Genomic DNA, 24,381 nt, shown 5'->3' on the forward strand with positions numbered 1-24,381 from the left:
TGCAATGCAGTATCAGATACCCAATTTATACCATGATGTGAAAAAAATGGGAATTCCGGCACGCGCGTGCGCTATGAAGCGGGCATAATGGCGCACCGTGTCAGTGACTCTTCTATCATTTTGTGCTATGGCCCAACCGGATCAACCCATCAGCGAATTCAAAAGCAAAAGCGGCTTCAAGCGGATCGTCTCCGCATTGTTTTACTCGTTTGATGGATTGAAGACGGCGTTGCAGTCCGAACATGCGTTCCGCCAGGAATTGATGTTGCTGGCGGCGGCGACGGTGGCGGCGTTTGCCTTGCCGGTGTCGGCCTTTGAGCGGCTGGCCATGCTGGGTTCGATTGTGCTGATGCTGATTGTCGAGTTGATCAATTCCGCGATCGAAGCCGTGGTCGACCGCGTTTCACTGGAGCGCCATCCATTGTCGAAAAACGCCAAGGACTTTGGCAGCGCCGCTGTATTGCTGGCTGGCCTGCTGGCAGCGGCCGTCTGGGCCACGATACTGGTACAGCGGTTCGCGTAAGCCGTTTATGCTTTCAATGCATATGGATGCTTGAAATGCTTAGTTCTCAAGTATAAGCGCGCCCCGTAATCTAGAGCTTCCAAAGTTCAACCAAAACGGGGTTAATAAGATGCTGTACAAGAAACTTTTCGCTGCACTGGCTGTTTCCGCTGTCGCAATCGCTCCTGTAGCACCAGCAATGGCTGCAGAATTCAGTTTGCTCAATGTATCGTACGACCCCACCCGGGAACTGTACCAGGACGTCAACACCGCCTTTGCCAAGTATTACCAGGCCAAGACCGGCGATACCGTGAAAATCAAGCAATCGCACGGCGGTTCCGGCAAACAGGGCCGCGCCGTCATCGATGGCCTGGAAGCGGACGTCGTGACCCTGGCGCTGGCGTATGACATTGACGCCATTGCCGAGCGCAAGCTGCTGGCCCAGGACTGGCAAAAACGCTTGACCCACAACAGCACCCCATACAGCTCGACCATCGTGTTCCTGGTCCGTAAGGGCAACCCGAAAGGCATCAAGGACTGGGGCGACCTGGTGAAACCCGGCGTGTCGGTGATTACGCCGAATCCGAAAACCTCCGGCGGCGCCCGCTGGAACCACCTGGCCGCTTACGGTTACGCGCTGCGCCAGCCAGGCGGCACCCCGGCCACCGCCAAGGATTACCTGACCAAGCTGTACAAAAACGTGCCGGTGCTCGATTCCGGCGCCCGCGGTTCGACCACCACGTTCGTTGAGCGCGGCATCGGCGACGTGCTGCTGGCGTGGGAAAACGAAGCACTGCTGGCGGTCAAGGAACTGGGGCCAAGCAAGTTCGACATCATCGCGCCATCCGTGTCCATCCTGGCGGAACCGCCAGTGGCCGTGGTCGATAAAGTCGCGGACAAGCGCGGCACCCGCAAAGTGGCCGAGGCGTACCTGAACTACCTGTACACCGACGAAGCGCAGGAAATCATCGCGAAGAATTACTACCGTCCAACGGTGGAAAAAGAAGCGAAGAAATATGCCGCACAATTCCCGAGCGTGAAACTGTTCACCTTGGCGCAAGTGTCGGGTGACTGGGCCAAGGCGCATAACACGCACTTCGCCGATGGCGGCCTGTTCGATCAGATTTATCAGCCAGGCAAGTAACACAGGGACGCCTGGCCTGCGGGCCGGGCTTCCCCATACCAGTCACAATATGACCATGTTGCCAATGCGGCCAGATCAGGCGCACAATGCGCATTCGGCAACATGATCATTGATTAAACTTTTCAGGAGATACGTATGACCCTGCGCCTGGGCGACACCGCCCCAGATTTCGAGCAGCAATCCTCCATCGGCCCGATCAAATTCCATGAGTGGGCTGGTAATTCGTGGGTGGTCCTGTTCTCCCATCCAGCCGATTTCACGCCAGTCTGCACCACCGAACTGGGCCTGACCGCCAAGCTGAAACCGGAATTCGACAAGCGCAACGTCAAAGCCATCGCGCTGTCGGTGGACCCGGTGGAATCGCACACGGCATGGATCAAGGATATCGAAGAAACCCAGAAAACCGTGGTGGGTTTCCCGATCATCGCTGACGCCGACAAGAAAGTCGCCAACCTGTACGACATGATCCACCCGGAACAGTCGGCCACCGCCACCGTGCGCACCCTGTTCGTGATCGACCCGAACAAGAAAATCCGCCTGTCCATCACCTATCCGATGAGCACCGGCCGTAACTTCGACGAAGTGCTGCGCGTGATCGACGCCTTGCAACTGACCGATGGCTACACCGTGGCCACCCCGGGCAACTGGAAAGATGGCGATGACGTGATCATCCCGCTGACCGTGCAAGATCCGGACGTCCTGAAACAGAAATACCCTAAAGGTTTCAAAGCCGAACGCCCATACCTGCGCGTGACGCCACAGCCGAACAAGTAACAGGAAATGGGGCGCAAGCCCCATTTTTTTTGTCTATCGTCATTTTCCGCATATCCAAATACATCGCTTCCGCATAAGCAAATAAGCACTCTGTTGTTTGGCGTATATGCAACCTCCCGTACCCTTGCGAACTCTAGGGGAGAATTGCATGGATATATCGTTTGTCATTTCGGGTTTCGCGGTCGGTATCCTGGTGGGTATGACCGGTGTGGGTGGGGGCTCGCTGATGACGCCGTTGCTGACCCTGGTGTTTGGCGTGTCGCCTTCCGTGGCCGTGGGCACCGACCTGGCCTTCGCTTCCATTACCAAAACCGCCGGCACCGTGACGCATCGCGTACGGGGCACCGTGCGCTGGGATATTGTGCGCCTGCTGTGCTATGGCGCGTTGCCTGCCGCCGTCGTGGCCGCCATTGGACTGAAGCAGTTTGGCGCGCTGGACAAGGAAATCGGCCAGATCATCCGTTATTCGATTGCCGGCTCCGTCATGCTGACGGTGGTGGCGCTGCTGTTCAAGCGCAAAATGCTGGACTGGATCACGGCCCACCCTGAGCGCCAGTTGCAGGGCCGCGCGCTCGACATTTCCACCATCGTGGCCGGCGCCGTGCTGGGCATGCTGGTCACGGTGTCGTCGATCGGCGCCGGCGCCATTGGCGCCACCCTGCTGGTCATGATGTATCCGCGCCTGAGCGCCGCCGAAGTGGCGGGCACCGACATTGCCTACGCCGTGCCGCTGACGGCGATTGCCGCCATCGGCCACTGGTGGCTCGGTTCGATCGACTGGATGCTGCTGGTGACCCTGCTGGTCGGCTCGGTGCCCGGCATCACGATCGGTTCGTGGTTTGCCCGCGCCGTACCGGAACGCATCCTGCGCGCCTTGCTGGCCATGACACTGATGGGTGTCGCCGCCAAGCTGATCGCATAGCCGACACTCAGCGCGTACCAATATATTCGTTATATCCATATATGCAGGGCGGCAGTGCCGGAAGGCGCGCCGCCCTGTTGCTTTTTCCGTGCAAGCCGCGCCGCTACTGGGGAAAAGCCCAATTGACCTGCTTTTCGGCAATTCTTATATAGCGTAAGCGACTATGCAAATGATTAATCATTCGTTTGTCGTATGCGGAATGGGTGCGAATATGGCGCCCTCATAGAAGGATTTGTAATAAGGGCTTACCCATGTCTGCAACCTACGCACAATCGGCCTCCTCAGCGGCCACCTCTGCGGTCACAGCGGCGCCACACCCGGCCAGGCGGCCGGCGCCATACCGCGTGATGCCGGGCTTTAACCTGTCGCTGGGCTTCACCCTGCTGTACCTGACCCTGATCGTGCTGATCCCGTTATCGGCCGTGTTCCTGAAAACGTTCACGATGGACTGGGACCATTTCGTCCGCACCGTGACGTCCGACCGCGTGATGGCGTCGTACCGCCTGACGTTTGGCGCCTCGCTGATCGGCGCCAGCATCAATGCGGTGTTCGGCTTCATCGTGGCCTGGGTGCTGGTGCGCTACCAGTTCCCCGGCAAACGCATCGTCGACGCGCTGGTGGACTTGCCGTTTGCCCTGCCCACCGCCGTGGCCGGCATCACCTTGACGGCGCTGTATTCGGCTAACGGCTGGTTCGGTTCCATCCTTGAAGCCAAGTTGGGTTTGAAAATCGCCTTTACGCCGATCGGTGTCATGGTGGCGCTGACCTTCATCGGCTTGCCGTTCGTGGTGCGTACTGTCCAGCCGGTGCTGGAAGATGCCGAGCGCGAACTGGAAGAAGCCGCCGCCAGCCTGGGCGCCAGCGCCTGGCAAACCTTTACCCGCGTGGTGTTCCCGACCGTGCTGCCCTCGCTGCTGACCGGTTTTGCCCTGGCGTTTGCCCGCGCCACCGGTGAATACGGTTCGGTCATCTTCATCGCCGGCAACATGCCAATGGTGTCGGAAATCACGCCGCTGTTCATTATCACCAAGCTGGAGCAGTACGACTATGCGGGCGCCACCGCGATTGCCGTGGTGATGCTGTTGATTTCGTTTGTGCTGCTGTTGGCCATTAACCTGTTGCAGGCCTGGGCCCGCGGCAAATCCGGCAAGGGGAAATAAGATGAGTGGAGCACCTGTAACACCCGTGCGCCGGGGCGAACTGCCGCAGCAAACCAATGCGCTGGAACCCGCGTGGGTCAAGGTGGCGTTGATCACCGTGGCGCTGATCTTTTTGACGCTGTTCCTGTTCGTGCCGTTGGTGGCGGTGTTTACCGAAGCGCTGAAAAAAGGCTGGGAAACGTATTTCACGGCGATCCGCGAAGACGATGCGATCGCCGCCATCAAGCTGACCCTGATTACCGCCGCCATTGCCGTACCGCTGAACCTGATCTTTGGCGTGGCCGCTTCGTGGTGTATCGCCAAGTTTGAATTCACGGGAAAGAGCCTGCTGCTGACCCTGATCGACTTGCCGTTTTCCGTGTCTCCCGTGATTTCCGGCCTGATTTACGTGCTGCTGTTTGGCGCCCAGGGCTGGTTCGGTCCCTGGCTGCAGGAACACGACATCAAGATCCTGTTTGCCGTGCCGGGCATCGTGCTGGCCACCATCTTCGTTACCTTCCCGTTCGTGGCGCGCGAACTGATCCCGCTGATGCAGGCGCAGGGCAGTGAGGAAGAAGAGGCGGCCATCGTGCTGGGCGCGTCGGGCTGGCAAACCTTCTTCCGCGTGACCCTGCCGAACATCAAGTGGGGCCTGTTGTATGGCGTGATCTTGTGTAACGCCCGCGCCATGGGCGAGTTCGGCGCCGTGTCCGTGGTGTCCGGCCACATCCGCGGTGAAACCAATACGGTGCCGCTGCAGGTGGAAATTCTTTACAACGAATACAACTTCGCGGCCGCCTTTGCCGTCGCCTCGCTGCTGGCCTTGCTGGCGCTGGTGACCCTGGCCCTGAAATCCTTTATCGCGTGGCGTCTCCATGAAGACTATGCCGGCGCGGACAATGCACACTGAGACGGAGTACAGCCATGACCATCGCGGTTAAAAACATCAACAAACGCTTCGGCGACTTCGTCGCCCTGAACAACGTGTCGCTGGATTTCCCGACCGGTGAACTGACGGCGCTGCTGGGCCCGTCGGGCTGCGGCAAAACCACCTTGTTGCGCTGCATCGCCGGCCTGGAACATCCGGATTCCGGCCAGGTCCTGCTGGACGGCAGCGACGCGTCGGACCGCCACGTGCGCGAGCGCCAGGTGGGCTTCGTGTTCCAGCACTATGCGCTGTTCAAGCACATGACCGTGTTTGAAAACGTGGCGTTCGGCCTGCGCGTGAAATCGCGCGCCGAGCGTCCATCGGAAACGCAAATCCGCAAGAAAGTCATGGACTTGCTGGGCCTGGTGCAGCTGGACTGGCTGGCCGACCGCTATCCGCCGCAATTGTCCGGCGGCCAGCGCCAGCGTATCGCCCTGGCGCGCGCGTTGGCAGTCGAGCCGCGCGTGCTGTTGCTGGACGAACCATTTGGCGCGCTCGACGCGAAAGTGCGCAAGGAATTGCGCCGCTGGCTGCGCCGCCTGCACGATGAATTGCACGTGACGTCGATTTTCGTCACGCACGACCAGGAAGAGGCGCTGGAAGTGGCGGACCAGGTGGTCTTGATGAACAAGGGCAAAGTCGAACAATTGGGGGCGCCGGACGAAGTCTACAACCACCCGCAATCGCCGTTCGTCTACGGCTTCCTGGGTAACGTCAACGTGTTCCACGGCCGCGTGCACGAAGGCGTCATCACCAGCGGCGACATCGCGCTCGATATACCAACCCACGGCGCGGTGCAGGACAGCAAAGGCACCGCCTATGTCCGCCCGCACGACCTCGATGTTGACCGCTACACGCCGGACGCCGATGGCATCGTCGTGAAATTGCGCCGCGCGCACGCGATCGGCCCGCTGGCCCAGCTGGACCTGGAGCGCGCCGATAACGCTGAACTGATCGAGGCGGTGATCCCCAACGAGCGCTACCGCCAGTTGGGTTTAAAGGATGGCGAAACCCTGGTGGTGCGCCCGAAACGTTTGCATGTGTTTGTCGATGAAGGTACCGCCATATGAACTTCCAACAATTACGCTCGATCCGCGAAGCGGCCCGCCGCAACTACAACCTGACCGAAGTCGCCAACGCGCTCTACACGTCGCAGCCTGGCGTGTCGCGCCAGATCCGCGAGCTGGAAGACGAACTCGGCGTGGTCATCTTTGAGCGCAACGGCAAGCGCCTGACGGGGTTGACCGAGCCGGGCAAGGGCATCTTGAAAATCGTCGAACGCTTGCTGGTGGAAGCGGAAAACCTGCAGCAGGCCAGCCTGGAATACGCGGGCCAGAGCAGCGGCACCCTGACCATCGCCGCGACCCACACGCAAGCGCGTTATGCCTTGCCGAAAGTGGTGCAAACCTTCCGTACCGCGTTCCCGGACGTGCGCATCGCCTTGCAGCAAAGCTCGCCCGAACATATTGCGGAATGGGTCTTGTCCGGCAAGGCCGACATCGGCATCGCCACTGAAGGCTTGTCGCAATTCCCCGACCTGGTGTCGTTCCCGTGCTACCGCTGGAGCCACCTGATCGTGGTGCCGGACAACCATCCGCTGCTGTCGCGTTCGCCGATCCACCTGGAAGACCTGGCGGAATTCCCGCTGATTACTTATGACGTGGGCTTCACCGGCCGTGGCCACCTCGATGCCGCCTTTGAACGCGCCGGCCTGCGCCCAGACATTGTTTTGACGGCAATGGATTCCGACGTCATCAAGCAATACGTGGCGATGGGCCTGGGCGTTGGCATTGTGGCATCGATGGCCTTTGACCATGGCCGCGACAAGGGCTTGCGCGCGGTGGAGGCGTCGCACCTGTTCGCCGCCAACACCACGCGGCTGGCGGTGCGCCGTGGCGCCTACCTGCGCGCCTATGCGCAGGAATTCATCCAGCAATTCGCGCCGGAACTGAGCCGCCGGGAAATCGAACGCACACTGGCGGGCGAAGAGGCGGCTTAACAAACTGTCCACGACATCTGTGGCGGAAATGTCAGTCCGCCACAATTTCCTGATGACATTGCCGATTCCGCCATATACTGAATTCCATCTTGTAATCTTCATTGCATCCCGGACTCGCAACATCTTTCTTCGAAGAAGGAGCGTCACATGGGCATTGGAAATTGGAAAATCGGTGCGCGCCTGGCCGCCGGTTTAGGGCTGTCGCTGGTGTTCATGATCGGCATGTCCGTCATCGGCGTTACCAACCTGGGCAAGGTGGATGAGGCCACAAGGGACCTCGATACCGACAAGGTGCCCAAGGTGATCGGGGCCTATGAAGCGATTGGCGGCGTCAACGACATTGCGCGCGCGATGCGCAATTCCATGCTGTCGACCGACCCCGAGACCGTCAAGAAGGAATTGAAGCGGGTCGAGGACAAGAAGGTGGAAATCGATGGCCACTTGGGCAAATTGTCGAAATTGATTGCCGACGATGAAGACCAGGAAAGCAAGGCGAAACTCAAGGCCGTGCTGGACGCGAAAGAGCGCTACCTGGTGGTGCAATCGATGTTCATCACCAAGTCCGCGGACCAGGACAAGCGCGATGACAATGTGGTGTACCTGCTTACCACGGTGCGCAAGGAACAGACCGCCTACATGAATGCCTTGCAGGACCTGGTGAAATACCAGATCGGCGCGGTGGACAAGGCCGCCACCGATGCCCACGCGACGTATGTGTCGGTGCGCAACATGATGATTGCCTTGACAGTGATTGCCGCCGCGCTGGCGTCGCTGGTGCTGTACTGGATTTCGCGCAGCATCACCGGGCCGCTGAACCGTGCCGTGGGCGTGGCGGAAGCGGTGGCCGGGGGCGACCTCACCATGCAGATCGAGTCCGACACGCAGGATGAAACCGGCCAGTTGTTGCGTGCCTTGCGCAACATGAATGAAAGCCTGGTCAATACCGTGGGACGGGTGCGTTCCGGCTCGGACACCATCAACACCGCCACCAATGAAATCGCGTCCGGTAATATGGACTTGTCGAGCCGCACCGAGACACAGGCCTCCAGCCTGGAAGAGACCGCGTCATCGATGGAAGAGCTGACGTCCACCGTGACGCAAAACGCCGACAATGCGCGCCAGGCCACGTCGCTGGTGGTGGCGGCATCGGACTTCGCGACCAAGGGCGGCAAGGTGGTGGGCGAAGTGGTGACCACCATGGGCGCCATCAAGGAAAGTTCCAACAAGATTGTCGACATCATTGCCGTCATCGACGGCATCGCTTTCCAGACCAATATCCTGGCGTTGAATGCGGCCGTGGAAGCGGCGCGCGCCGGCGAGCAGGGCCGGGGCTTTGCGGTGGTGGCGTCGGAAGTGCGGGCGCTGGCGCAGCGCTCGGCGGCGGCCGCCAAGGAAATCAAGGCGTTGATCAACCAGTCGGTGGAAACCGTCGATACCGGCGCGCGGCTGGTGGATGAAGCGGGTGCGACGATGGATGGCATCGTCACCGCCGTCAAGCAGGTGGCGGACATCATGACGGAGATCTCCGCCGCGAGCCAGGAGCAGAGTTCCGGCATTGCGCAAGTGAACGAAGCGATTGTGCAGATCGACGACGCCACGCAGCAAAACGCGGCGCTGGTGGAAGAAGCGGCCGCCGCCGCGCAATCGCTGCGCGACCAGGCGCAATTGCTGGCCGAAGCGGTCAGCGTGTTCCGGATCGCGGGGCATCAGTATCAGGTGGCGCAGGTGGCGGCGCCGGTGCGGGCTGCGGTGGCAAGAGCGCCAGCGCGGGCGCTGGTCAAAGTGGAACCGAAGGCCGTCCCCAAGCGCACAGCGCCGGCGACGCAGGACGATGGGTGGGAAGAGTTCTGACGCGCCGGGCTTATTGGCCCGGATTCGGCCCCTGCGCATGCACCGCGTCGATGGCCGCCACCAGGTCCGGCGGCAGCACCGTGCCATAGGCGTCGATGTTTTCTTTTAATTGCGCCATGGTGGTGGCGCCAATGATGGTGGACGCCACGAACCAGCGCGTATAGCACCAGGCCAGCGCCATGCGTGCCGGCGTCATGCCGGCGGCGCGCGCCAGCTGCGCATAGCGTGCGGCGGCTTCAAACACGCCTGGCCGTACATAACGGGGACTCCAGTTGGCCGGGAAGATCGTCAGCCGGCCATGTGCCTTGGGGTTGTCCACGTATTTGGCGGACAGTTGGCCAAACGCCAGCGGGCTGTACGCGAGCAGGCTGACCTGGTCGCGGTAGCAGGTTTCATCGAGCAGCGACGTTTCAAAATGGCGCGCGCTCAGGTTGTACAGGTTCTGGATCGTCGCAATGCGCGGCAAGCCTTTTACTTCCGCCTGTTTGATGCATTCACTGACGCCCCACGACGTTTCGTTGGACACGCCGATGTGGCCGATCTTGCCTTCGTCGATCAGCTTGCCCAATGCCGCCAGCGTGTCTTCAATCGCCACCGACGTGCGCTCCTTGGCCGGGTCAAACACGGACGCGCCGAACACCGGCACGTTGCGGCTGGGCCAGTGTAATTGGTATAAATCGATATGGTCGGTCTGCAGCCGCTTCAGGCTGCTCTCGACCGCCGCGCGCAAATTCGCTTCATCGAAATTCTGCTTGCCGCCGCGAACCCACACCATGTTCGGGTTCGGGCCGGCCGCCTTGGAAGCCAGCACCACCCTGGCGCGGTTGCCCGGCCTGGCCAGCCACGAACCGAGGTAGCTTTCCGTCCTGCCTTGCGTATGGGGGCTGGGCATCACCGGATACATTTCCGCCGTATCGACGAAATTGATGCCACGCTCGAGCGCGTAATCGAGCTGGCGGTGCGCATCCGCTTCGCTGTTTTGCTCGCCGAACGTCATGGTGCCGAGGCATACCTTGCTGACTTTCAGGCCGCTGGTCCCGAGCGTGGTGTATTCCATGGATTATCCTTGGTTATCCTTTGCGGATGGCGTCCGCGCAGTCAGAGCTCATGAGTCCGGGCTTCAAGCCTTGCGGATGGCGTCCGCGCAGTCGCGCACCAGGGCGGGGCCCGCGTAAATCAGGCCGCTGTACAACTGCACCAGCTGCGCGCCCGCGTCCATTTTTACTTTCGCGTCGGCGCCTTTCATGATGCCGCCCACACCGATGATCGGCAGCGCATCGCCCAGTTCCGCTTTGAGCAGGCGGATCACGTTGTTCGACAGTTCAAACACCGGCGCGCCGGACAGGCCGCCCGCTTCCGCGCCGTGCTGCATGCCTTCCACGGCGGCGCGCGACAGCGTGGTATTGGTGGCGATCACGCCATCGATGCGGTGACGCAGCAGGGCGTCGGCAATGTTTTTCACCTGGTCGCCATCCATGTCCGGTGCGATCTTCAGGGCCAGCGGTACGTAGCGCTTGTGCTTGTCGGCCAGGCGCTGCTGCGCTTCCTTCAGTTGCGACAGCAAGCCGTCGAGTTCCGAGCCACCCTGCAACTGGCGCAGGTTTTTCGTGTTGGGCGACGAGATATTGACTGTCACATAGCTGGCGTACGGATACACTTTTTCCAGGCAGTGCAGGTAATCGTCCGACGCACGCTCGATTGGCGTATCGGCATTCTTGCCGATGTTCAGGCCCAGGATGCCTTCCTTGTTCTGGTAAAAGCGCGACGATTGCACGTTGGCGACAAAGGCATCGACGCCGCCATTATTGAACCCCATGCGGTTGATGATGCCTTGCGCGGCGGGCAGGCGGAACATGCGCGGCTTGGGATTGCCGGGTTGCGCGCGCGGCGTGACGGTGCCCACTTCGATCGAACCGAAACCCAGGTCGGCCAGCGCATCGATGAAGGCGCCATCCTTGTCCAGGCCGGCGGCCAGGCCGACCGGATTCTTGAACGTCAGGCCCATCACCGTGCGCGGGTCGGCTTTCGGCTGGCACGTGAACGCACGCGTCAGGCCCAGCGATGCGGCGCGCTTCAGTGCCGGCAGGGTGAAATGGTGGGCATCTTCCGCATCCATGGAAAACAGCATGGGACGGGCGAGGGAGTACAGGAATTTGTTGGACATGAAGGGGCCGGAAAAGACGGGTCAATATGGGGCAAATAAGATTTGCCCGTATTTTACCCTGCGCGGCAAGCCTTACGTCCGTGGCATCACAGCCCATGCGCCTTTGATGCGCGCTTCCAATGGCTGGAAGTTGATCTTGTACGACATCTTCTGGCTGTCGTTGATCCAGTAGCCGAGGTACACGTAAGGCAGTCCCAGTTCCTGGGCTTGTGTAATTTGCCACATGATGTTGTAGGTGCCATACGAGGCGCCCGGCACGTCCGGATCGAAGAACGTATACACCGACGACAAGCCATCCGATAGCACATCGATAATGGAAATCATGCGCAGCGTGCCGTCCGGTTCGCGGAATTCCACCAGCCGTGTATTGACGCGGCTTTGCAGCAGGAATTGCGCATACTGGTCGCGGCTGTCCTGGTCCATGCCGCCGCCCGCGTGGCGCGTGCTCTGGTAGCGCAGGTAGAGGTCATAGTGTTCGTCCGAGAACGACAAGGTGGCCACGCCCGCCTGCAGGTTCCCGTGCTTCATCCAGGCGCGCCGCTGGCCCCGCGTCGGGATGAACTCGCCCGCCACCACGCGCACCGGGATGCAAGCTTGGCACCCGTCGCAATAGGGTCGGTAAGTAAAGATGCCGCTGCGGCGGAAGCCGTTGCGAACCAGTTCGGAATAGACGTCCGCGTTGATCAGGTGGGACGGCGTGGCGACTTGCGAGCGGGCCTGGCGGTCGTCCAGGTAGCTGCAAGGATAGGGCGCTGTCGTATAAAACTGCAGCGTCGCAAAAGGCAGGTCATTCAAGTGGGTCATGCACGTATCCCATCAATGCCGGATTCTGGGAGCCGGGCCGCCAGGCCTGGCACCCACGTATCAGTGAGTGTCCCTATCATAACGCGGCTTGGCGGAATATGTGAAATCGCATGCGGGATACTGTGGTGCAGCGCACCTGCGGTGTTTCAATACGGCGGCAACGGCTGCCAGTCGCGGATGGCGGGCAAGGTGATGGCGTGGCGCAGGTGGGCGATGAAATCGCTGCGGGGAATCGGGGCCGCGCCCAGTGATTTCAAGTGGCCGGTCTCTTGCTGGCAATCGATCATCTCGACGCCGTTGGTGCGCAGGAAGTGGACCAGGTAGGCCAGCGCGATCTTGGACGCGTCCGGCACGCGGGCAAACATGGACTCGCCATAAAACATGCGGCCGATGCACACACCGTATGCGCCCCCGACCAGTTCGCCGTCATGCCACAGTTCCGACGAATGTGCATAGCCCAGACGGTGCAAGCCGGTGTAGCCGGCAATGATGTCGTCGGAAATCCAGGTGCCGGGGCCGTCGCGCCGTGGCGCGGCACAGCCGCGCATCACCTGTTCGAAGGCGCTGTCGAAGCGCACTTGCCACGGGCCGTTGTCCGCCATGCTGCGCTGCACCTTCTTGATGGACTTTTTGAGGCTGTCGGCGACCTTGAAGCGGCTGGTCAGCAACACCATGCGCGGATCGGTGCTCCACCACAGGATGGGTTGGCCTTCGGAAAACCAGGGGAAGATGCCGCGCTGATACGCGGCCAGCAGGCGCGGCGGCGATAAATCCGCGCCGGCCGCCAGCAGGCCTGGCGCATCGGCCGTCAGCGCCTCGGCGACGTCGGGGAAGGGCGTATGCGCGTCCAGCCAGGGGATCATTACTCAGCCGCCGCGCATCGGCTTGACGATATCCATGGTGTGGAAGCCATACGTGCCGCCGCTGTCGCGCATACGGGCGCGGTCGGCAAAGAACAGTTCCAGCGTGGAGCGGATGGTCGGGAACGCCAGGTCTTCCCAGGGAATCTGATCTTCGGTAAACATTTGCACGTCCAGGCTTTCTTCGCCCGGGGCGAAATCCAGGTCGCGCAGGGTGGCCAGGTAAAACATGTGGACCTGGTGCACGCGCGCCACGTTCATCAGCGTAAACAAGGGGCCGAGTTCGATATTGGCGCCGGCTTCTTCCGCGGTTTCGCGCAGCGCCGCTTCGCCGGTGGTTTCATTGTTTTCCATGAAGCCCGCCGGCAGGGTCCAGTAGCCATAGCGTGGCTCGATGGCGCGCTTGCACAGCAACACTTGCAGTTGCCCATCCTGTTCCCATACCGGAATCGACCCCAGCACCATTTTCGGGTTCTGGTAATGAATGGTGGTGCATGACGTGCACACGTAGCGCGGCCGGTTATCGCCCGCCGGGATCATCAACTCGACGGGATGGGCGCATTCGGAACAGAATTTCATGGGTGGCGGCATTGATCAGGAACGTGAACTGTACTTTACACCTAATGTATGGCTGGCGCGAAGCGCGCGCCAGCGTTATGCACTTATCGTGCCAGATATATAAGTTCTATTGTTGGGCTTTTTAAGATTGATATTGCCTAAACCCCGCACCTGTCCTATAATACATACATCAGACGCGGGGTGGAGCAGTCTGGCAGCTCGTCGGGCTCATAACCCGAAGGTCACAGGTTCAAATCCTGTCCCCGCAACCAGAATTCGAAAAGCCGCTGAATCGCAAGGTTCAGCGGCTTTTTCCATTTCAGCCCGGCCCCTGTGGCGAATGCGACGCACCAGACGTGGCAAGTTGGCAACTTTTTCCGGCTTCCTTTATGCTGGCAATATGATCCGCATCCTGTTTTTGTTACTGGCGGCATTCGGCGCCGGCGTGGCGCTGTGCGGCGATGAGGCTTTGCCCGGCAGCCATCCCGCGCTGGCGCGCCTGCCTGCGCGCATGGTATGGGCCTGGGAGCGGCCGGAAGATTTAAGGTGGCTGCCGCCCGATATCGGCGTTGCCTACGTGGCGTCATCCATCATGCTGCAAGGGGACGATGCGCTGGTGCGGTCCCGCACCGCGCCGCTGTTCGTGCCGGACTACACCGCCGTGGTGCCGGTGCTGCACGTCGATGTCTCGTGGCGCAAGCCGCCCAAGCTGACCGCCGCCCAGCAGCAGCGCATCGTGCGCGAAATGCTGCGGGTGGCCCAGCGCGGCAACCGCCGCGTGGTGCAGCTTGATTTCGAAGTGCGCCGTTCGCAGCGGCCATTCCTGGGCCAGGTGATGGCCGATATCCGCCGCCAGTTGCCGCCCAATTTCGCCTTGTCGATGACGGCGCTGGCGTCGTGGTGCCTGGATGACCACTGGCTGCCCGCCAGCCATGCCGATGAAGTGGTGCCGATGGCGTTCCGCATGGGCGATGGTGAACAGGCGCTGCGCGACCGGCTCGATGGCCATGGTTTTGCGCGGCCCTACTGCCGCGCGGCGATGGGTCATGCCACCGATGAACCGGCGCTGCGTTCGCATGCGCCGCGCAACTATTATTTCTCCCCCAAACCGTGGACGGCGGAACGCTGGCAAGCCGTCCTTGACCGGAGTACTTCATGAAACGACCGCTGACCGCGTTATTGATTGCGTTACCGCTTGCCCTGCCATTTGCCGCGTCCGGCAGCGGCGGCGACGGCTTCATGGCCAACCGCTTTGCTTCCGAATACCAGGTGGCGCCGGCCTTCCTGCAACAATACGCTGGCGGCAATCTCGGCGTGGTGGCGGGCAGTTACTGGCGCGTGTTCCACTACCTGGCGTACCAGGCGGCGAAAGGCAAGCCGCTGACGCAGCAGCAACTGGCGGCGCTGGAACTGAATGAATGGCGCATCGGCAAAGGCAGCACCTGGGATTACGCCTATGAAGCGGAATTGAATGGCAGCGGCGGCTGGCTCAAGGAGCGCGCCGCGTATGCGAAGCAATGGGGCTTGCCGGTCGATATGAAGCTCGATGTGATGGGCGAGACCGACAACGCCAGTTACGTCAATTGCCATATCGATGCCTTCAAACAAGCCGCCGTCACGTTGAAAGCGCGCGCCGCGCTGGGCGCGGGCGGCAAGCCCGATGCGTGGCACAAGGCCTGGCTGCAGGGCCAGGATGCGGTGTTTGCCAATTGCGCGGAACCGCCGCACGAGTATGGCAAGCCGCTGCCGAAGCGGGTCACGCAATTGCCGCCGGCGCCGGCGGCCAACGCGCCGGACTGGCTGAAGGCCGATTATGCGTACCAGGCCGGCGCCGCGCATTTTTATGCGCGCAATTTCGAGCAGGCGCGCAAGCAATTCCAGGCCGTGGCGCAGGATGCGAAATCGCCGTGGAAACACCTGGGCGCCTACCTGGCCGCGCGCTGCCTGGTCCGCAGCGCGACGCTCGATGACGAGGGCAAGGGCGCCGCCAAGACCGCCAAACTGCAGCAGGCCCGCAAGGAACTGGAAGCGCTGGCGCCCACGTTTGCGCCGGCGCGCCAGTTGCTGCCGCTGGTCGATGCGCGCATCGATCCGCTGGCGCGGATTGCCGCGCTGGCGCGCCAGCTTGACAGTGAACCGTTCGGAGCCGAAACGCCGCGCCTGCTCAGCGATTACCTGGTGTTGATGGACAAGCAGCCGCGCACTGCGCTGCTGGCCGCGAAAGAACCCATGACGGCCTGGATCGCCACCATGCAGGCCAATGTGCCGGCCGATGTATATGAAGACCCGCACAGCCCCGAGGTGCGCGAGCAGCGCAAGCATGGCCTCGATGGCTTGCGCCAGCGCTGGCTGAAGGCCGGCGCCGCCGATCCCATGTGGCTGGCGCCGCTGGTGGTGCTGGCCGGGCCCGGCGAGTTGAGCGAGGCGGAACGCAAGGCGGCGCACGCGGTGCCGGCAAAACATCCGTTGTACCAGACCGTGCAATACCACCTGGCGCGGCTGGCGCTGGCGGAAAAACAGGGCGCGCAGGCGGACAAGGACATCGACCGCTTGCTGGCCACTTATGGCAAATCGATGTCGGTCGCCACCCATAACCGTTTTCTCGGCCTGAAAATGGCATCGGCCGGCTCGCTCGATGAATTCGTCCAGGCGGCGCAGCGCAAGCCCGATGGCGTCGACCAGGGTGTCGCCATCGACGCCAAGGCGCAGGAAGGGGACACGGACGACGACTTCCCGCTGGCGGTATTCCGCTACCTGCCGCTGGCGGAACTGAAAACGCTGCAGGCGCATCCGCGCCTGCCGGCCCGCTGGAAAGCGCCGCTGCAGGAAACCATGCTGGCGCGGGCGCTGATCCTGAACGATGAAGCGACAGCCTTGTCACTGATGGATGCCTTGGCCCGGGGCCGCAAGACCACCGAACACCTGTATGCGCGCTACCGCAACGCCAAGCCGGGCGACGAGCGCAAGCTGGCCGGCGCGCTGCTGCTGGTGAATACGCCGGAACTCAATCCGAAAGTCTATGATGCGTTTGGCGCCAGCCGTGAATGGGGCTGCGCCTACGGTGCGAAAAAGGAGGAGGCGCCGCCACCGGCACAGCCGCCACGCTACCTGGGCGCCGAGCAGCTGGCGGCGGCCGCGCAAGAGCAGCAAGCGTTCTTAAAACTGCCGCTGCGCAGTGAATTCATGGCGCCGGCCCTGCTGGCGTGGGCGAAAGCCAAACCGGCCGATGACGAAGCGCCGAAGGCGCTGCACTTCCTGGTGGCGTCCACGCGCATGGAGTGCCCGTACGGCACGGACAAGGAAGAAAAGGAGCAATTGCGGGCCCGTTATTCCAAGGAAGCGTTCACGCTGCTGCACAAGAACTGGCCTGGCAGCAAGTGGGCGAAGGCGACCAAGTACCATTTCTGACGCATGGCGGCCCGCAACGCGGCGGCAGGGACATCCCGGCCTGCGGCGCGCAGCGAGTCGTCAGCCGTTGCCATCGCCCTTGGGCGACAAGCTGGCCCACAGATGCGCCGCCGCCATGGTCCGGTGCGGCGCATAACGCTGCAGGAATTGTTCGGTGCGGCGCATGTCGGGCTTGCTGTCTTCACCCAGCAGCGCTTGCAACGCGGCGCGGATCGCCACGTCGCCGTGCAGTGAACAATCGGCATGGCCGTAGCCGCGCAACAAGCCGTAATTGACGGTCCACGGGCCGATGCCCTTGACCGCCAGCAGCGCGTCGCTGATGGTCTCGATCGGGTTGCGCCCGGAGACCATCAAATCCAGTTCGCCGCTGTCGACCAGGCGCGCAAAGCGCAGCAGGGTTTCCGCCTTGGCGCGTGAAAATTTACGCGACAGCAGCGTGTCGACGTCCAGTCGCGCCGCATTGGCGGCGTCCGGATAGCACCACAAGCCGCTGCTGTGGCGGATATCGGCCAGCTGGATAAACGTGCGGCGCAGCGCAATGGCAAAGGCGAGATTGATTTGCTGGCCGATGATGGCCCACGTCAGCGCTTCAAACACGGTGGCTGATTGCACGATGCGCAAGCCGGGCTGGCGCCGCGCCAGTGGGCCGAACAATGCGTCGCCGGCCACCAAGGCGGTAAACGGCTGCGGGTCGATACGCAAGCCCAGCACGTTGAGCAGTGCGTCGTGGATGGCGGCGCGCAGCGCTTCGGTGGCCGGACCGTCCGCCAGGGCAGTGCAGTGGGCGACGGCGCCACGGGCTGCGCCATCCGCTGCGCCATCAGGTGCGGCGCAAGCAGTGCCAACCACAGCGCCACCCACGGTGCCACCTGCTGTGCCACCGGCCGAGTCACCAGCCGCGCCATCGAACGCAATGTCGAGCAACACCGGCACACCGGCCAGCACCACGGCTTTGCGCAAACGATCTGGCGTCACCTGCTCGGCCACGTGTTCCGTATCACGGCGGTGAAACGTCAGCACATCGTCCAGCCGGTAGCCTGCCGGCAGCGCAATGGTCCACTCCAGTTGCGCCATCATGCGGACTCCGTGCGGCGCAGCCAGCCGACGTTCGGCTTGAAGCCCGTTACCAGGGCGGTGCCGGCAATCACGATGGCGGAACCGGCGAGGGTATGCCAGCCCACCGTTTCACCGAGGAACAGGACGCCCCACAGGATACCGAACAGGGGGCTGAGGAACGTCACCGTCAGGGCCGAAGTGGCACCAACGTCGCGGATCAGCTTGTAGTAAATCAGGTAGGCAACGCCACTGCACAGCACGCCCAGCGCAAAGGCGGCCGCCATGATGCCGGGTGTCGGCGTGCCGGGCGCGGGCATCAAGGGCACCAGCGGCAAGGTCAGCAGTGCTGCCGCCCACATGCTGCCGTGCGCATTGGCAAACGGTTCCACCGATTGCGCGGTTTTCGCATAGGTGCTGGCGATGCCATAGTTGAACGACGCCAGCAGGGCGGCGGCAATCGCCAGGCCGGCGCCGGCGCGCGCGGTGGTGTGGTCGAGTCCCACCAGCAGCGCCACGCCGCAAGTACCCAGCACCAGCCCGGCCAGGACGCGGCCGGACACCATTTGCCGCTGCCATACCGCACCGATCAGCGCGCCCCACATCGGCGCGGTGGCGTTCAGCACCGACAGGACGGAAGCGGGCAGGGTGCGCGCCGCGTAGGCAAACAGCACAAAGGGAATCGCGGAATTGAACAGCCCGAGGATGAAGTAATGCTTCCAGTGGATGCGCCAGTCCAGCGGCTTTTTCATGGCAAAGCCGACCACGGCCAGGAAGCCGGCGGCAAACACCAGCCGGTATTCGATCAGCACGGCCGGCCCGAGCACGGGGGCGGCAATGCGCATGAACAGGAAAGAGCCGCCCCAGATCGAGGCCAGCAAAATAAGACGCAGCAGGTTGGCGGTGCTCATAGCGGGTCACTTGGCAAGTTGAACCGCTATTGTGGCCGAGCCGGCCAATGTCTGCAGGCCGAATCTTGCTTTCAAATTGCTTTTAAGTTGCCCGGGCGTCAGCGCACCATGCACGTGCTGCCATTGTCGGACGGCGGCAGCGGCGCGGCGGCATGGTTCACCTGCATGCTGGACGGCACGCCGTTTTTCACGGCTGTCATTTCCGCGAGGATGGAAATCGCGATTTCCGCCGGTGTCTTGCTGCCGATGTACAGGCCGATCGGACCGTGCAGGCGGTCCATCTGTTCAGGTGTGACGTCGAATTGCACCAGCCGTTCGCGCCGCTTGCTGTTATTCAGGCGCGAGCCGATCGCCCCGACATAAAACGCATCGGATTTCAATGCTTCCATCAGCGCCAGGTCATCGAGCTTGGGATCGTGCGTCAGTGCGACCACGGCGCTGCGGTGATCCAGTTTCATTTCCAGCACCAGGTCGTCCGGCATCGCATGCACCAGCCGGACATTGTCGACATGCCAACCTTGCCGGTATTCTTCGCGCGGGTCGCACACCGTCACGTGGTATTCCATCGCGGTGGCGATTTGCGCCAGGAAGCGCGACAACTGGCCCGCGCCGATGATCAGCAAACGCCAGCGCGGACCATGCTGGGTCACCAGGGTATTGCCCACCCGTTCCAGGATATTGCCAGCCACGGCCGGCGCCAGGGTGACGGTGCCGGTGTCGAGGTCCAGCCGCCGTTCGACCAGGCGGCGCTGTTCCAGCATGTCCAGCAATTCCGCGATGCGGCTGTGCGGCCCCAGTGGTTCCAGCGCCAGTTCGATGGTGCCGCCGCAGGGCAGGCCAAAGCGGTGCGCCTCATCGGCCGTGATGCCATAGCTGACCACTTCCGGCTTGTCGCGCGTGATGCCATGGTCGCGCACGCGGGCAATCAAATCATCTTCGATGCAGCCGCCGGAAACCGAGCCCACGACGGTGCCATCGTCGCAAATGGCCAGCGTGGCGCCAATCGGGCGGGGACTGGAGCCCCAGGTTTTCATGACGGTGACGAGTTTGGCCTTGTGGCCGGCGGCGATCCAGGCGGCGCTGGTTTTCAGTACTTCGAGGTCGATGCTGTCCATCGCGAAACTATACACCGGCGCGCGGAACCCTGCTCCGGCGCCGGCATATACCGGTCATCGCGCGCTACGTTGCCGTGTTACCACTGCTGGGCGAACGGAGCCAGGTACTCGAATGACGATCCGATGATGGTTGCCGCAATGGCACGGTGTTCCGCGCTGCCGGCCACCGAGGCCAGCAAGCCGCCCGCATCGATCGCCTTGCTGTCCAGCAGGCCGGTCCAGTATTGCAGTCCGGCCGCATCCGGTTCGCGATGCAAGGCGTTGCGGTACAGCGCCGCCACCAGTTCCGCGCTGCCGGGATGGGCGCCATACGTTTCGGTAAATGCGCCGGACGCGACAATGCCGCGCGCCAGTGCGCCGAGTGAGGCGCCGTGGTCAGTCTGGTGGAGCGCCAGGCCGAGGTCGTGCTTGGTGGTCTCGCTGTCCCGCTGCGTGCCAAACGCCGCCAGGTACAGGCGGAAAACATCGCCGCCGGCACCGTCGACATCGAGCGCGATCCCGGTGGTGATGCGATGGTCGCGCGTGAACAGGATGCGTTCCACGCCGTCGAGCCGGTCGATGTGGTCCGGGTGCCGGCTGTCGGCCACGATAACGCCGCCGGCGCCGGCGGTCACTGTGTAGGGATTGTCAATGTAGAAATCATAGCGTGCCGTATCGGTGCCTGCGCCGCCGTACAGCGTGTCGGCGCCATAGCCGCCCTTGAATTCATCGTTGCCTTCGCCGCCGTACAGGACGTCGTTACCGTTCAGGCCGGCCAAGTGATCAGGGGCCGCGGTGCCCCGCAGGATATCGTCGGCCAGCGTGCCTGTAAACGGTCCGATGCCATCGCCGGGCAGTCCGGCATGGCCGCCATCGGGCGCCAGGCCACCGAAGTTCGCCGCGGTCAGCGCCGCACGCCGCACCCCTTGCAGCACCATCAGGTTGTCGTATCCCGCCGGACCGGAACGGCCGTCGCGGTCGAGCTGCAGCAGCGTGTCCGCGCCTTGCTGCAGCAGCCGCAGGATGCCATCCGTCCCGAACGGATTGCCGCCCGCATACTCGTCGGGAATCATGCCGGCGATGGAAATCACATCGCCATCGGCGCCGGGAACAAAATCCGTGACGATCATTTGCGACGGCATGTATTCGCCGTCAAAGAACAGGAAGGTGGAATACGTATCCGTGCCGGCGCCGCCGCTGACCATCACGCCGCCGGCATCCGGACGGCCCTGAACATGAATGTAGTCATTGCCATCGCCGCCATCGGCTATCACGCGGGCCGTGGCAGGCGCGAACCTCGATGCCTGGATGCCGATGTAATCCTGGCCGCTGCCGCCGTAGGCCTCGCCGCCACCGCCCCACAGGTACAAGCTGTCATAACCATCCTCGCCGTACAGGAGATCGTATGTTCCGCCGATGGCCATCAGCGCATCGTTGCCATTGCCGCCATGCAGTTCATTGTCGCCATCGTTGCCTTCGAGCGTGTCATTGCCCTCGCCGCCATCGAGATAATCGTTGCCATGGCCGCCATACAGGGTGTCGGCCCCCTCCTGCCCGAACAGCGCATCGTTGCCATCCATGCCATACAAGGTATCGCCGCGCGCGCCACTGGCGCCGCCCAGCACGACATCGTTGCCGGCGTGTCCGTACAACGCATCGTCGCCGTCGCCTCCTTGCAGCAAATCCACGCCGTTACTGCCATGGAAGGTATCGGCGGATACCGTGCCACTCCACTGGACAGGCGCCGGTGCGGGCCGCTCTTCCAGTTCAAAATACGTGGTGGCCGCACCATGAGGAAAAGCTGCTTCTTCCATCACGAGGGTGCGCTCGAGTTGCAGCTGGAACTGTTTTCCGTACGGTAGCGTGGCCGGCAGGGTCAATGACACGGACGTCTCGCCAAAGACCAGGGTGGATTTGTTGAACACGTAGAGCAGCGTATTGCTGGCGTCATCGCTGAAGATCTTGATGGCGCCAGGACCTGGCGTAATGCGCATGCCAAAGTCGAAGGTCATCACGCTGCCGTGGGCAAGTCCGCCCGGTTGAGGCCAGGGAGAAGTGGAAGAAGTCATTGCGGCTCCATGTGATGGATGAAGCACAATTATTGCTTATATTGCAATGCTGAGTTGGCGCTGGTGTCCGGTAAGCGGCCCGGCCGGCTGGCAAAGAAAAAGTGTAAAGAAAAACAAGAAGTTATATCCGGGGCGCGTCACTGCGGCGCAGTCTTCCAGGCTGCCGGATCGCAAGGCAGCCATTGCATCAGCGCCGCGATGGACGCAATTTTTTACGGCACACGCGCTTCGACACGTTGTCCATGACGCTGCCGGCGGCGATTTTTTCCGCGTCATACTGTTCGTATTTGAAATTGCCGACTGCTTCGCCTTGGCCCATCGCTTCCGGATAAAACGCCTGGGCCCGCAAGGTGGCGGTGTGGTCTTTGCACGCATATAAATGCTGCGCGCGCATCGAGCGGTAAGGCTTGCCGTCCGGCGCGGTTTGCCCTTTGCTGTAGCTGCGCAAGACCCAGGCGCTGCGGCCGCCTTCATCTTCTTTCACGGACGCCAGGTCGATGTACACGGCGGGATTGGCGGCGCGGCCGATGCGGGTCCATTCCGCCGCGTGCGCCGCAGGCAGCGCGCTGGCCGATACCGCCAGCAGCAGTGCGGAAGAGATGGCGCGCATTACGGCACCAGCGGTTTTTTCGCCGCCAGCTTGGCCTTGACGTCGGTGACGGCCCGGTCCAGCGCCGCCATGCGCACGGCAATCGCCGGGTGCGACGCTGTATAGCCATTCAGGACGGTGGCCGGATACTGGCTCGACAGGCGCTGCCAGAACGGTTTGGCGCGGTCGATGTTATAGCCGGCCCGCTGCAACATGTAGATCGCCAGGGTATCGGCTGCCGCGTCGAGGTCTTGCGGCACCGGTTTGATGCCGCCGCCGCCGATCAGCAGCGACGTGTCGGGTTTGGCGCGCACCAGGTTGTCGATCATGCTGCCCTGGGTACTGGTCTGGCGCATGGCGCCGGCGTGGCCCAGCACGTTGTGGGCGATATCGCGCGCCAGCACGTAGGCAATCGCTTCATCGCTTTGCGCGAAGTTCATCATGCCGCGCGTGATGGCGACACGGTGGCCATCCGCATAGGAATTGATGTTGTCGGCGTTGCCCAGCTGGATGCGGATCGCGCAGGCGCGCGTGACGGGCACGCTCATGGTCTGCGACAGGCCGCTGCGGCCAATGGTGAGGTTCAGCGCGGCGCGGTTGCCGACCAGCGGTCCCAGCACTTCGGCCGCCTGTGCTTCCGCGTCCGGGCCGCCATGCAGGGCTTTGTCTTCGACGGCAATCAGGCTGTCGCCCTTGCGCAAGCCGGCGCGGGCGGCGCCGCTACCGGCCAGCACCGAACTGATTTGCAGGCGGTCGCCATAGCCCAGCACGGCGGCTGCCGCTTCGCTGTATTCGCCGGGATACGAGTAACGGTTTTGCGCGGTGAAACCGAGCAGGTTGCGTGCCTGTGTGCGGCACAGGTCGGCATTATTGATCAACAGGGGCGCGGACACGCGCGACAGGCGGTCTTGCAGCGCCACCATGTTCTTCAGGGTTTCTTGCGCCGCGACGGCGCGGGCGGACAAGCCTGGCTGCGGTTCCTGCGCCGCCGGCGCATAGGGCGCGGGCGCATCGGTGGAGGCCGGGCCGGGTTTGCCCGGCCAGATGGTGGAACAGCCTGCCAACAAGGTCGCGGCGCCTGCCGCAGTGAACACCATCGTCAAACGCATTACCTTGCCAGCCATTGCACAGTCCTCTTAATGTTTGCCGGTACTCCCGAAGCCGCCTTCACCGCGTTCGGAATTGCCGAATTCTTGCACCACGTTGAAGCCCACTTGCAGCACCGGCACAATGATCAACTGGGCCAGCCGTTCCATTGGGTTCAGCGTAAACGTATTGTGTCCGCGGTTCCAGGTGGAAACCATTAGTTGTCCCTGGTAATCCGAGTCAATCAAGCCTACCAGATTCCCCAGCACGATGCCGTTCTTGTGGCCCATGCCGCTGCGCGGCAAGATCATCGCGGCGTAGCTCGGATCGGCAATGTGGATGGCCAGGCCGGTGGGCACCAGCACGGTCTGGCCCGGCTCGATCACCAGCGGCGCGTCGATGCAGGCGCGCAGGTCGAGGCCGGCGCTGCCCGGGGTTGCATAGGCCGGCAGCAGTTCTTGCATGCGCGGGTCGAGGATTTTGACGTCTACGGTTTTCATGTGCTTACGATTCTTACTTGTACTTA

23 protein-coding genes and 1 tRNA gene are annotated in these 24,381 nt (G+C 62.4%); 12 read left to right on the top strand and 12 right to left on the bottom strand.

The genetic code is table 11. The features are described from left to right. The first annotated feature begins 127 nt into the window (after window positions 1-127). From AC1RRC_RS19875 to AC1RRC_RS19915, 9 genes are all read left to right on the top strand, one after another. Window positions 128-523, top strand: coding sequence for a diacylglycerol kinase (locus AC1RRC_RS19875; protein WP_493057251.1), 396 nt, complete (start codon window positions 128-130; stop codon window positions 521-523). 109 nt (window positions 524-632) lie between these two features. Further along, the gene (locus AC1RRC_RS19880; protein WP_493057252.1) at window positions 633-1,646 is read left to right on the top strand and encodes a sulfate ABC transporter substrate-binding protein; all 1,014 of its coding nucleotides are present in this window, start codon (window positions 633-635) and stop codon (window positions 1,644-1,646) included. A gap of 135 nt (window positions 1,647-1,781) precedes the next feature. After that, window positions 1,782-2,420: a peroxiredoxin gene (locus AC1RRC_RS19885; RefSeq protein WP_436264513.1), complete on the top strand. Its 639-nt coding sequence runs from the start codon at window positions 1,782-1,784 to the stop codon at window positions 2,418-2,420. 148 nt (window positions 2,421-2,568) lie between these two features. Further along, window positions 2,569-3,342, top strand: a complete 774-nt coding sequence (locus AC1RRC_RS19890; RefSeq protein WP_493057253.1) for a sulfite exporter TauE/SafE family protein — start codon at window positions 2,569-2,571, stop codon at window positions 3,340-3,342. A 347-nt stretch (window positions 3,343-3,689) separates the two neighbouring features. Continuing rightward, entirely contained in the window at window positions 3,690-4,502 is an 813-nt protein-coding gene (gene cysT, locus AC1RRC_RS19895; RefSeq protein ID WP_493057317.1) for a sulfate ABC transporter permease subunit CysT, read from the top strand. Window position 4,503: 1 nt separating this feature from the next. Then, on the top strand, window positions 4,504-5,391 hold the full coding sequence (cysW, locus tag AC1RRC_RS19900) for a sulfate ABC transporter permease subunit CysW (RefSeq protein ID WP_493057254.1): 888 nt from the start codon (window positions 4,504-4,506) through the stop codon (window positions 5,389-5,391). A 14-nt stretch (window positions 5,392-5,405) separates the two neighbouring features. Further along, window positions 5,406-6,479: a sulfate/molybdate ABC transporter ATP-binding protein gene (locus tag AC1RRC_RS19905; RefSeq protein ID WP_493057255.1), complete on the top strand. Its 1,074-nt coding sequence runs from the start codon at window positions 5,406-5,408 to the stop codon at window positions 6,477-6,479. Next, window positions 6,476-7,408 carry a CysB family HTH-type transcriptional regulator gene (locus tag AC1RRC_RS19910; RefSeq protein ID WP_493057256.1) on the top strand — a complete coding sequence of 311 codons (933 nt, stop codon included), beginning with the start codon at window positions 6,476-6,478 and terminating at the stop codon, window positions 7,406-7,408. Before AC1RRC_RS19905 ends, AC1RRC_RS19910 begins: the two co-directional genes overlap by 4 nt. 147 nt (window positions 7,409-7,555) lie before the next feature. Then, on the top strand, window positions 7,556-9,259 hold the full coding sequence (locus AC1RRC_RS19915) for a methyl-accepting chemotaxis protein (protein ID WP_493057257.1): 1,704 nt from the start codon (window positions 7,556-7,558) through the stop codon (window positions 9,257-9,259). Between the two features lie 10 nt (window positions 9,260-9,269). Here AC1RRC_RS19915 and AC1RRC_RS19920 read toward each other — a convergent pair whose 3' ends face one another. The 5 genes from AC1RRC_RS19920 to AC1RRC_RS19940 all read right to left on the bottom strand — a co-directional run bounded on the left by AC1RRC_RS19920 (window position 9,270) and on the right by AC1RRC_RS19940 (window position 13,666). Continuing rightward, window positions 9,270-10,316 (bottom strand): aldo/keto reductase, encoded by a 1,047-nt coding sequence (locus tag AC1RRC_RS19920; protein WP_493057258.1) that lies wholly within the window; start codon window positions 10,314-10,316, stop codon window positions 9,270-9,272. 63 nt (window positions 10,317-10,379) lie between these two features. Next, window positions 10,380-11,423: a quinone-dependent dihydroorotate dehydrogenase gene (locus tag AC1RRC_RS19925; protein WP_493057259.1), complete on the bottom strand. Its 1,044-nt coding sequence runs from the start codon at window positions 11,421-11,423 to the stop codon at window positions 10,380-10,382. 72 nt (window positions 11,424-11,495) lie between these two features. Next, window positions 11,496-12,227, bottom strand: a complete 732-nt coding sequence (locus AC1RRC_RS19930) for an arginyltransferase (RefSeq protein WP_493057260.1) — start codon at window positions 12,225-12,227, stop codon at window positions 11,496-11,498. A 146-nt stretch (window positions 12,228-12,373) separates the two neighbouring features. Next, window positions 12,374-13,090, bottom strand: coding sequence for a leucyl/phenylalanyl-tRNA--protein transferase (gene aat / locus AC1RRC_RS19935; protein ID WP_493057261.1), 717 nt, complete (start codon window positions 13,088-13,090; stop codon window positions 12,374-12,376). Window positions 13,091-13,093: 3 nt separating this feature from the next. Next, window positions 13,094-13,666 carry an NUDIX hydrolase gene (locus tag AC1RRC_RS19940; RefSeq protein WP_493057262.1) on the bottom strand — a complete coding sequence of 191 codons (573 nt, stop codon included), beginning with the start codon at window positions 13,664-13,666 and terminating at the stop codon, window positions 13,094-13,096. 174 nt (window positions 13,667-13,840) lie between these two features. On the opposite strand from AC1RRC_RS19940, the gene AC1RRC_RS19945 reads away from it, so the two are divergent. The 3 genes from AC1RRC_RS19945 to AC1RRC_RS19955 all read left to right on the top strand — a co-directional run bounded on the left by AC1RRC_RS19945 (window position 13,841) and on the right by AC1RRC_RS19955 (window position 17,053). Continuing rightward, window positions 13,841-13,917, top strand: a tRNA-Met gene (locus tag AC1RRC_RS19945). A gap of 128 nt (window positions 13,918-14,045) precedes the next feature. Further along, window positions 14,046-14,804 carry a hypothetical protein gene (locus tag AC1RRC_RS19950; RefSeq protein ID WP_493057263.1) on the top strand — a complete coding sequence of 253 codons (759 nt, stop codon included), beginning with the start codon at window positions 14,046-14,048 and terminating at the stop codon, window positions 14,802-14,804. Beyond that, window positions 14,801-17,053 (top strand): hypothetical protein, encoded by a 2,253-nt coding sequence (locus AC1RRC_RS19955; RefSeq protein ID WP_493057264.1) that lies wholly within the window; start codon window positions 14,801-14,803, stop codon window positions 17,051-17,053. The genes AC1RRC_RS19950 and AC1RRC_RS19955 overlap by 4 nt, the downstream gene beginning before the upstream one ends. Window positions 17,054-17,113: 60 nt before the next feature. On the opposite strand, the gene AC1RRC_RS19960 is transcribed toward AC1RRC_RS19955, so the two are convergent. The 7 genes from AC1RRC_RS19960 to dut all read right to left on the bottom strand — a co-directional run bounded on the left by AC1RRC_RS19960 (window position 17,114) and on the right by dut (window position 24,355). Continuing rightward, window positions 17,114-18,127 carry a DNA-3-methyladenine glycosylase family protein gene (locus AC1RRC_RS19960; protein WP_493057318.1) on the bottom strand — a complete coding sequence of 338 codons (1,014 nt, stop codon included), beginning with the start codon at window positions 18,125-18,127 and terminating at the stop codon, window positions 17,114-17,116. Continuing rightward, the gene (locus AC1RRC_RS19965) at window positions 18,127-19,017 is read right to left on the bottom strand and encodes a DMT family transporter (protein ID WP_493057265.1); all 891 of its coding nucleotides are present in this window, start codon (window positions 19,015-19,017) and stop codon (window positions 18,127-18,129) included. The genes AC1RRC_RS19960 and AC1RRC_RS19965 overlap by 1 nt, the downstream gene beginning before the upstream one ends. A 98-nt stretch (window positions 19,018-19,115) precedes the next feature. Further along, window positions 19,116-20,132, bottom strand: coding sequence for an XdhC family protein (locus tag AC1RRC_RS19970; protein ID WP_493057266.1), 1,017 nt, complete (start codon window positions 20,130-20,132; stop codon window positions 19,116-19,118). 77 nt (window positions 20,133-20,209) lie between these two features. Beyond that, window positions 20,210-22,180, bottom strand: coding sequence for a DUF4214 domain-containing protein (locus tag AC1RRC_RS19975; RefSeq protein ID WP_493057268.1), 1,971 nt, complete (start codon window positions 22,178-22,180; stop codon window positions 20,210-20,212). Window positions 22,181-22,367: 187 nt separating this feature from the next. After that, the gene (locus AC1RRC_RS19980) at window positions 22,368-22,790 is read right to left on the bottom strand and encodes a surface-adhesin E family protein (RefSeq protein ID WP_493057269.1); all 423 of its coding nucleotides are present in this window, start codon (window positions 22,788-22,790) and stop codon (window positions 22,368-22,370) included. Next, window positions 22,790-23,893 (bottom strand): M48 family metalloprotease, encoded by a 1,104-nt coding sequence (locus AC1RRC_RS19985; protein ID WP_493057270.1) that lies wholly within the window; start codon window positions 23,891-23,893, stop codon window positions 22,790-22,792. The genes AC1RRC_RS19980 and AC1RRC_RS19985 overlap by 1 nt, the downstream gene beginning before the upstream one ends. 12 nt (window positions 23,894-23,905) lie before the next feature. Beyond that, entirely contained in the window at window positions 23,906-24,355 is a 450-nt protein-coding gene (dut, locus tag AC1RRC_RS19990) for a dUTP diphosphatase (protein WP_493057271.1), read from the bottom strand. Between the last annotated feature and the right edge of the window lie 26 nt (window positions 24,356-24,381).

Source organism: Pseudoduganella sp. GW821-FHT12E03 (assembly GCF_058807115.1).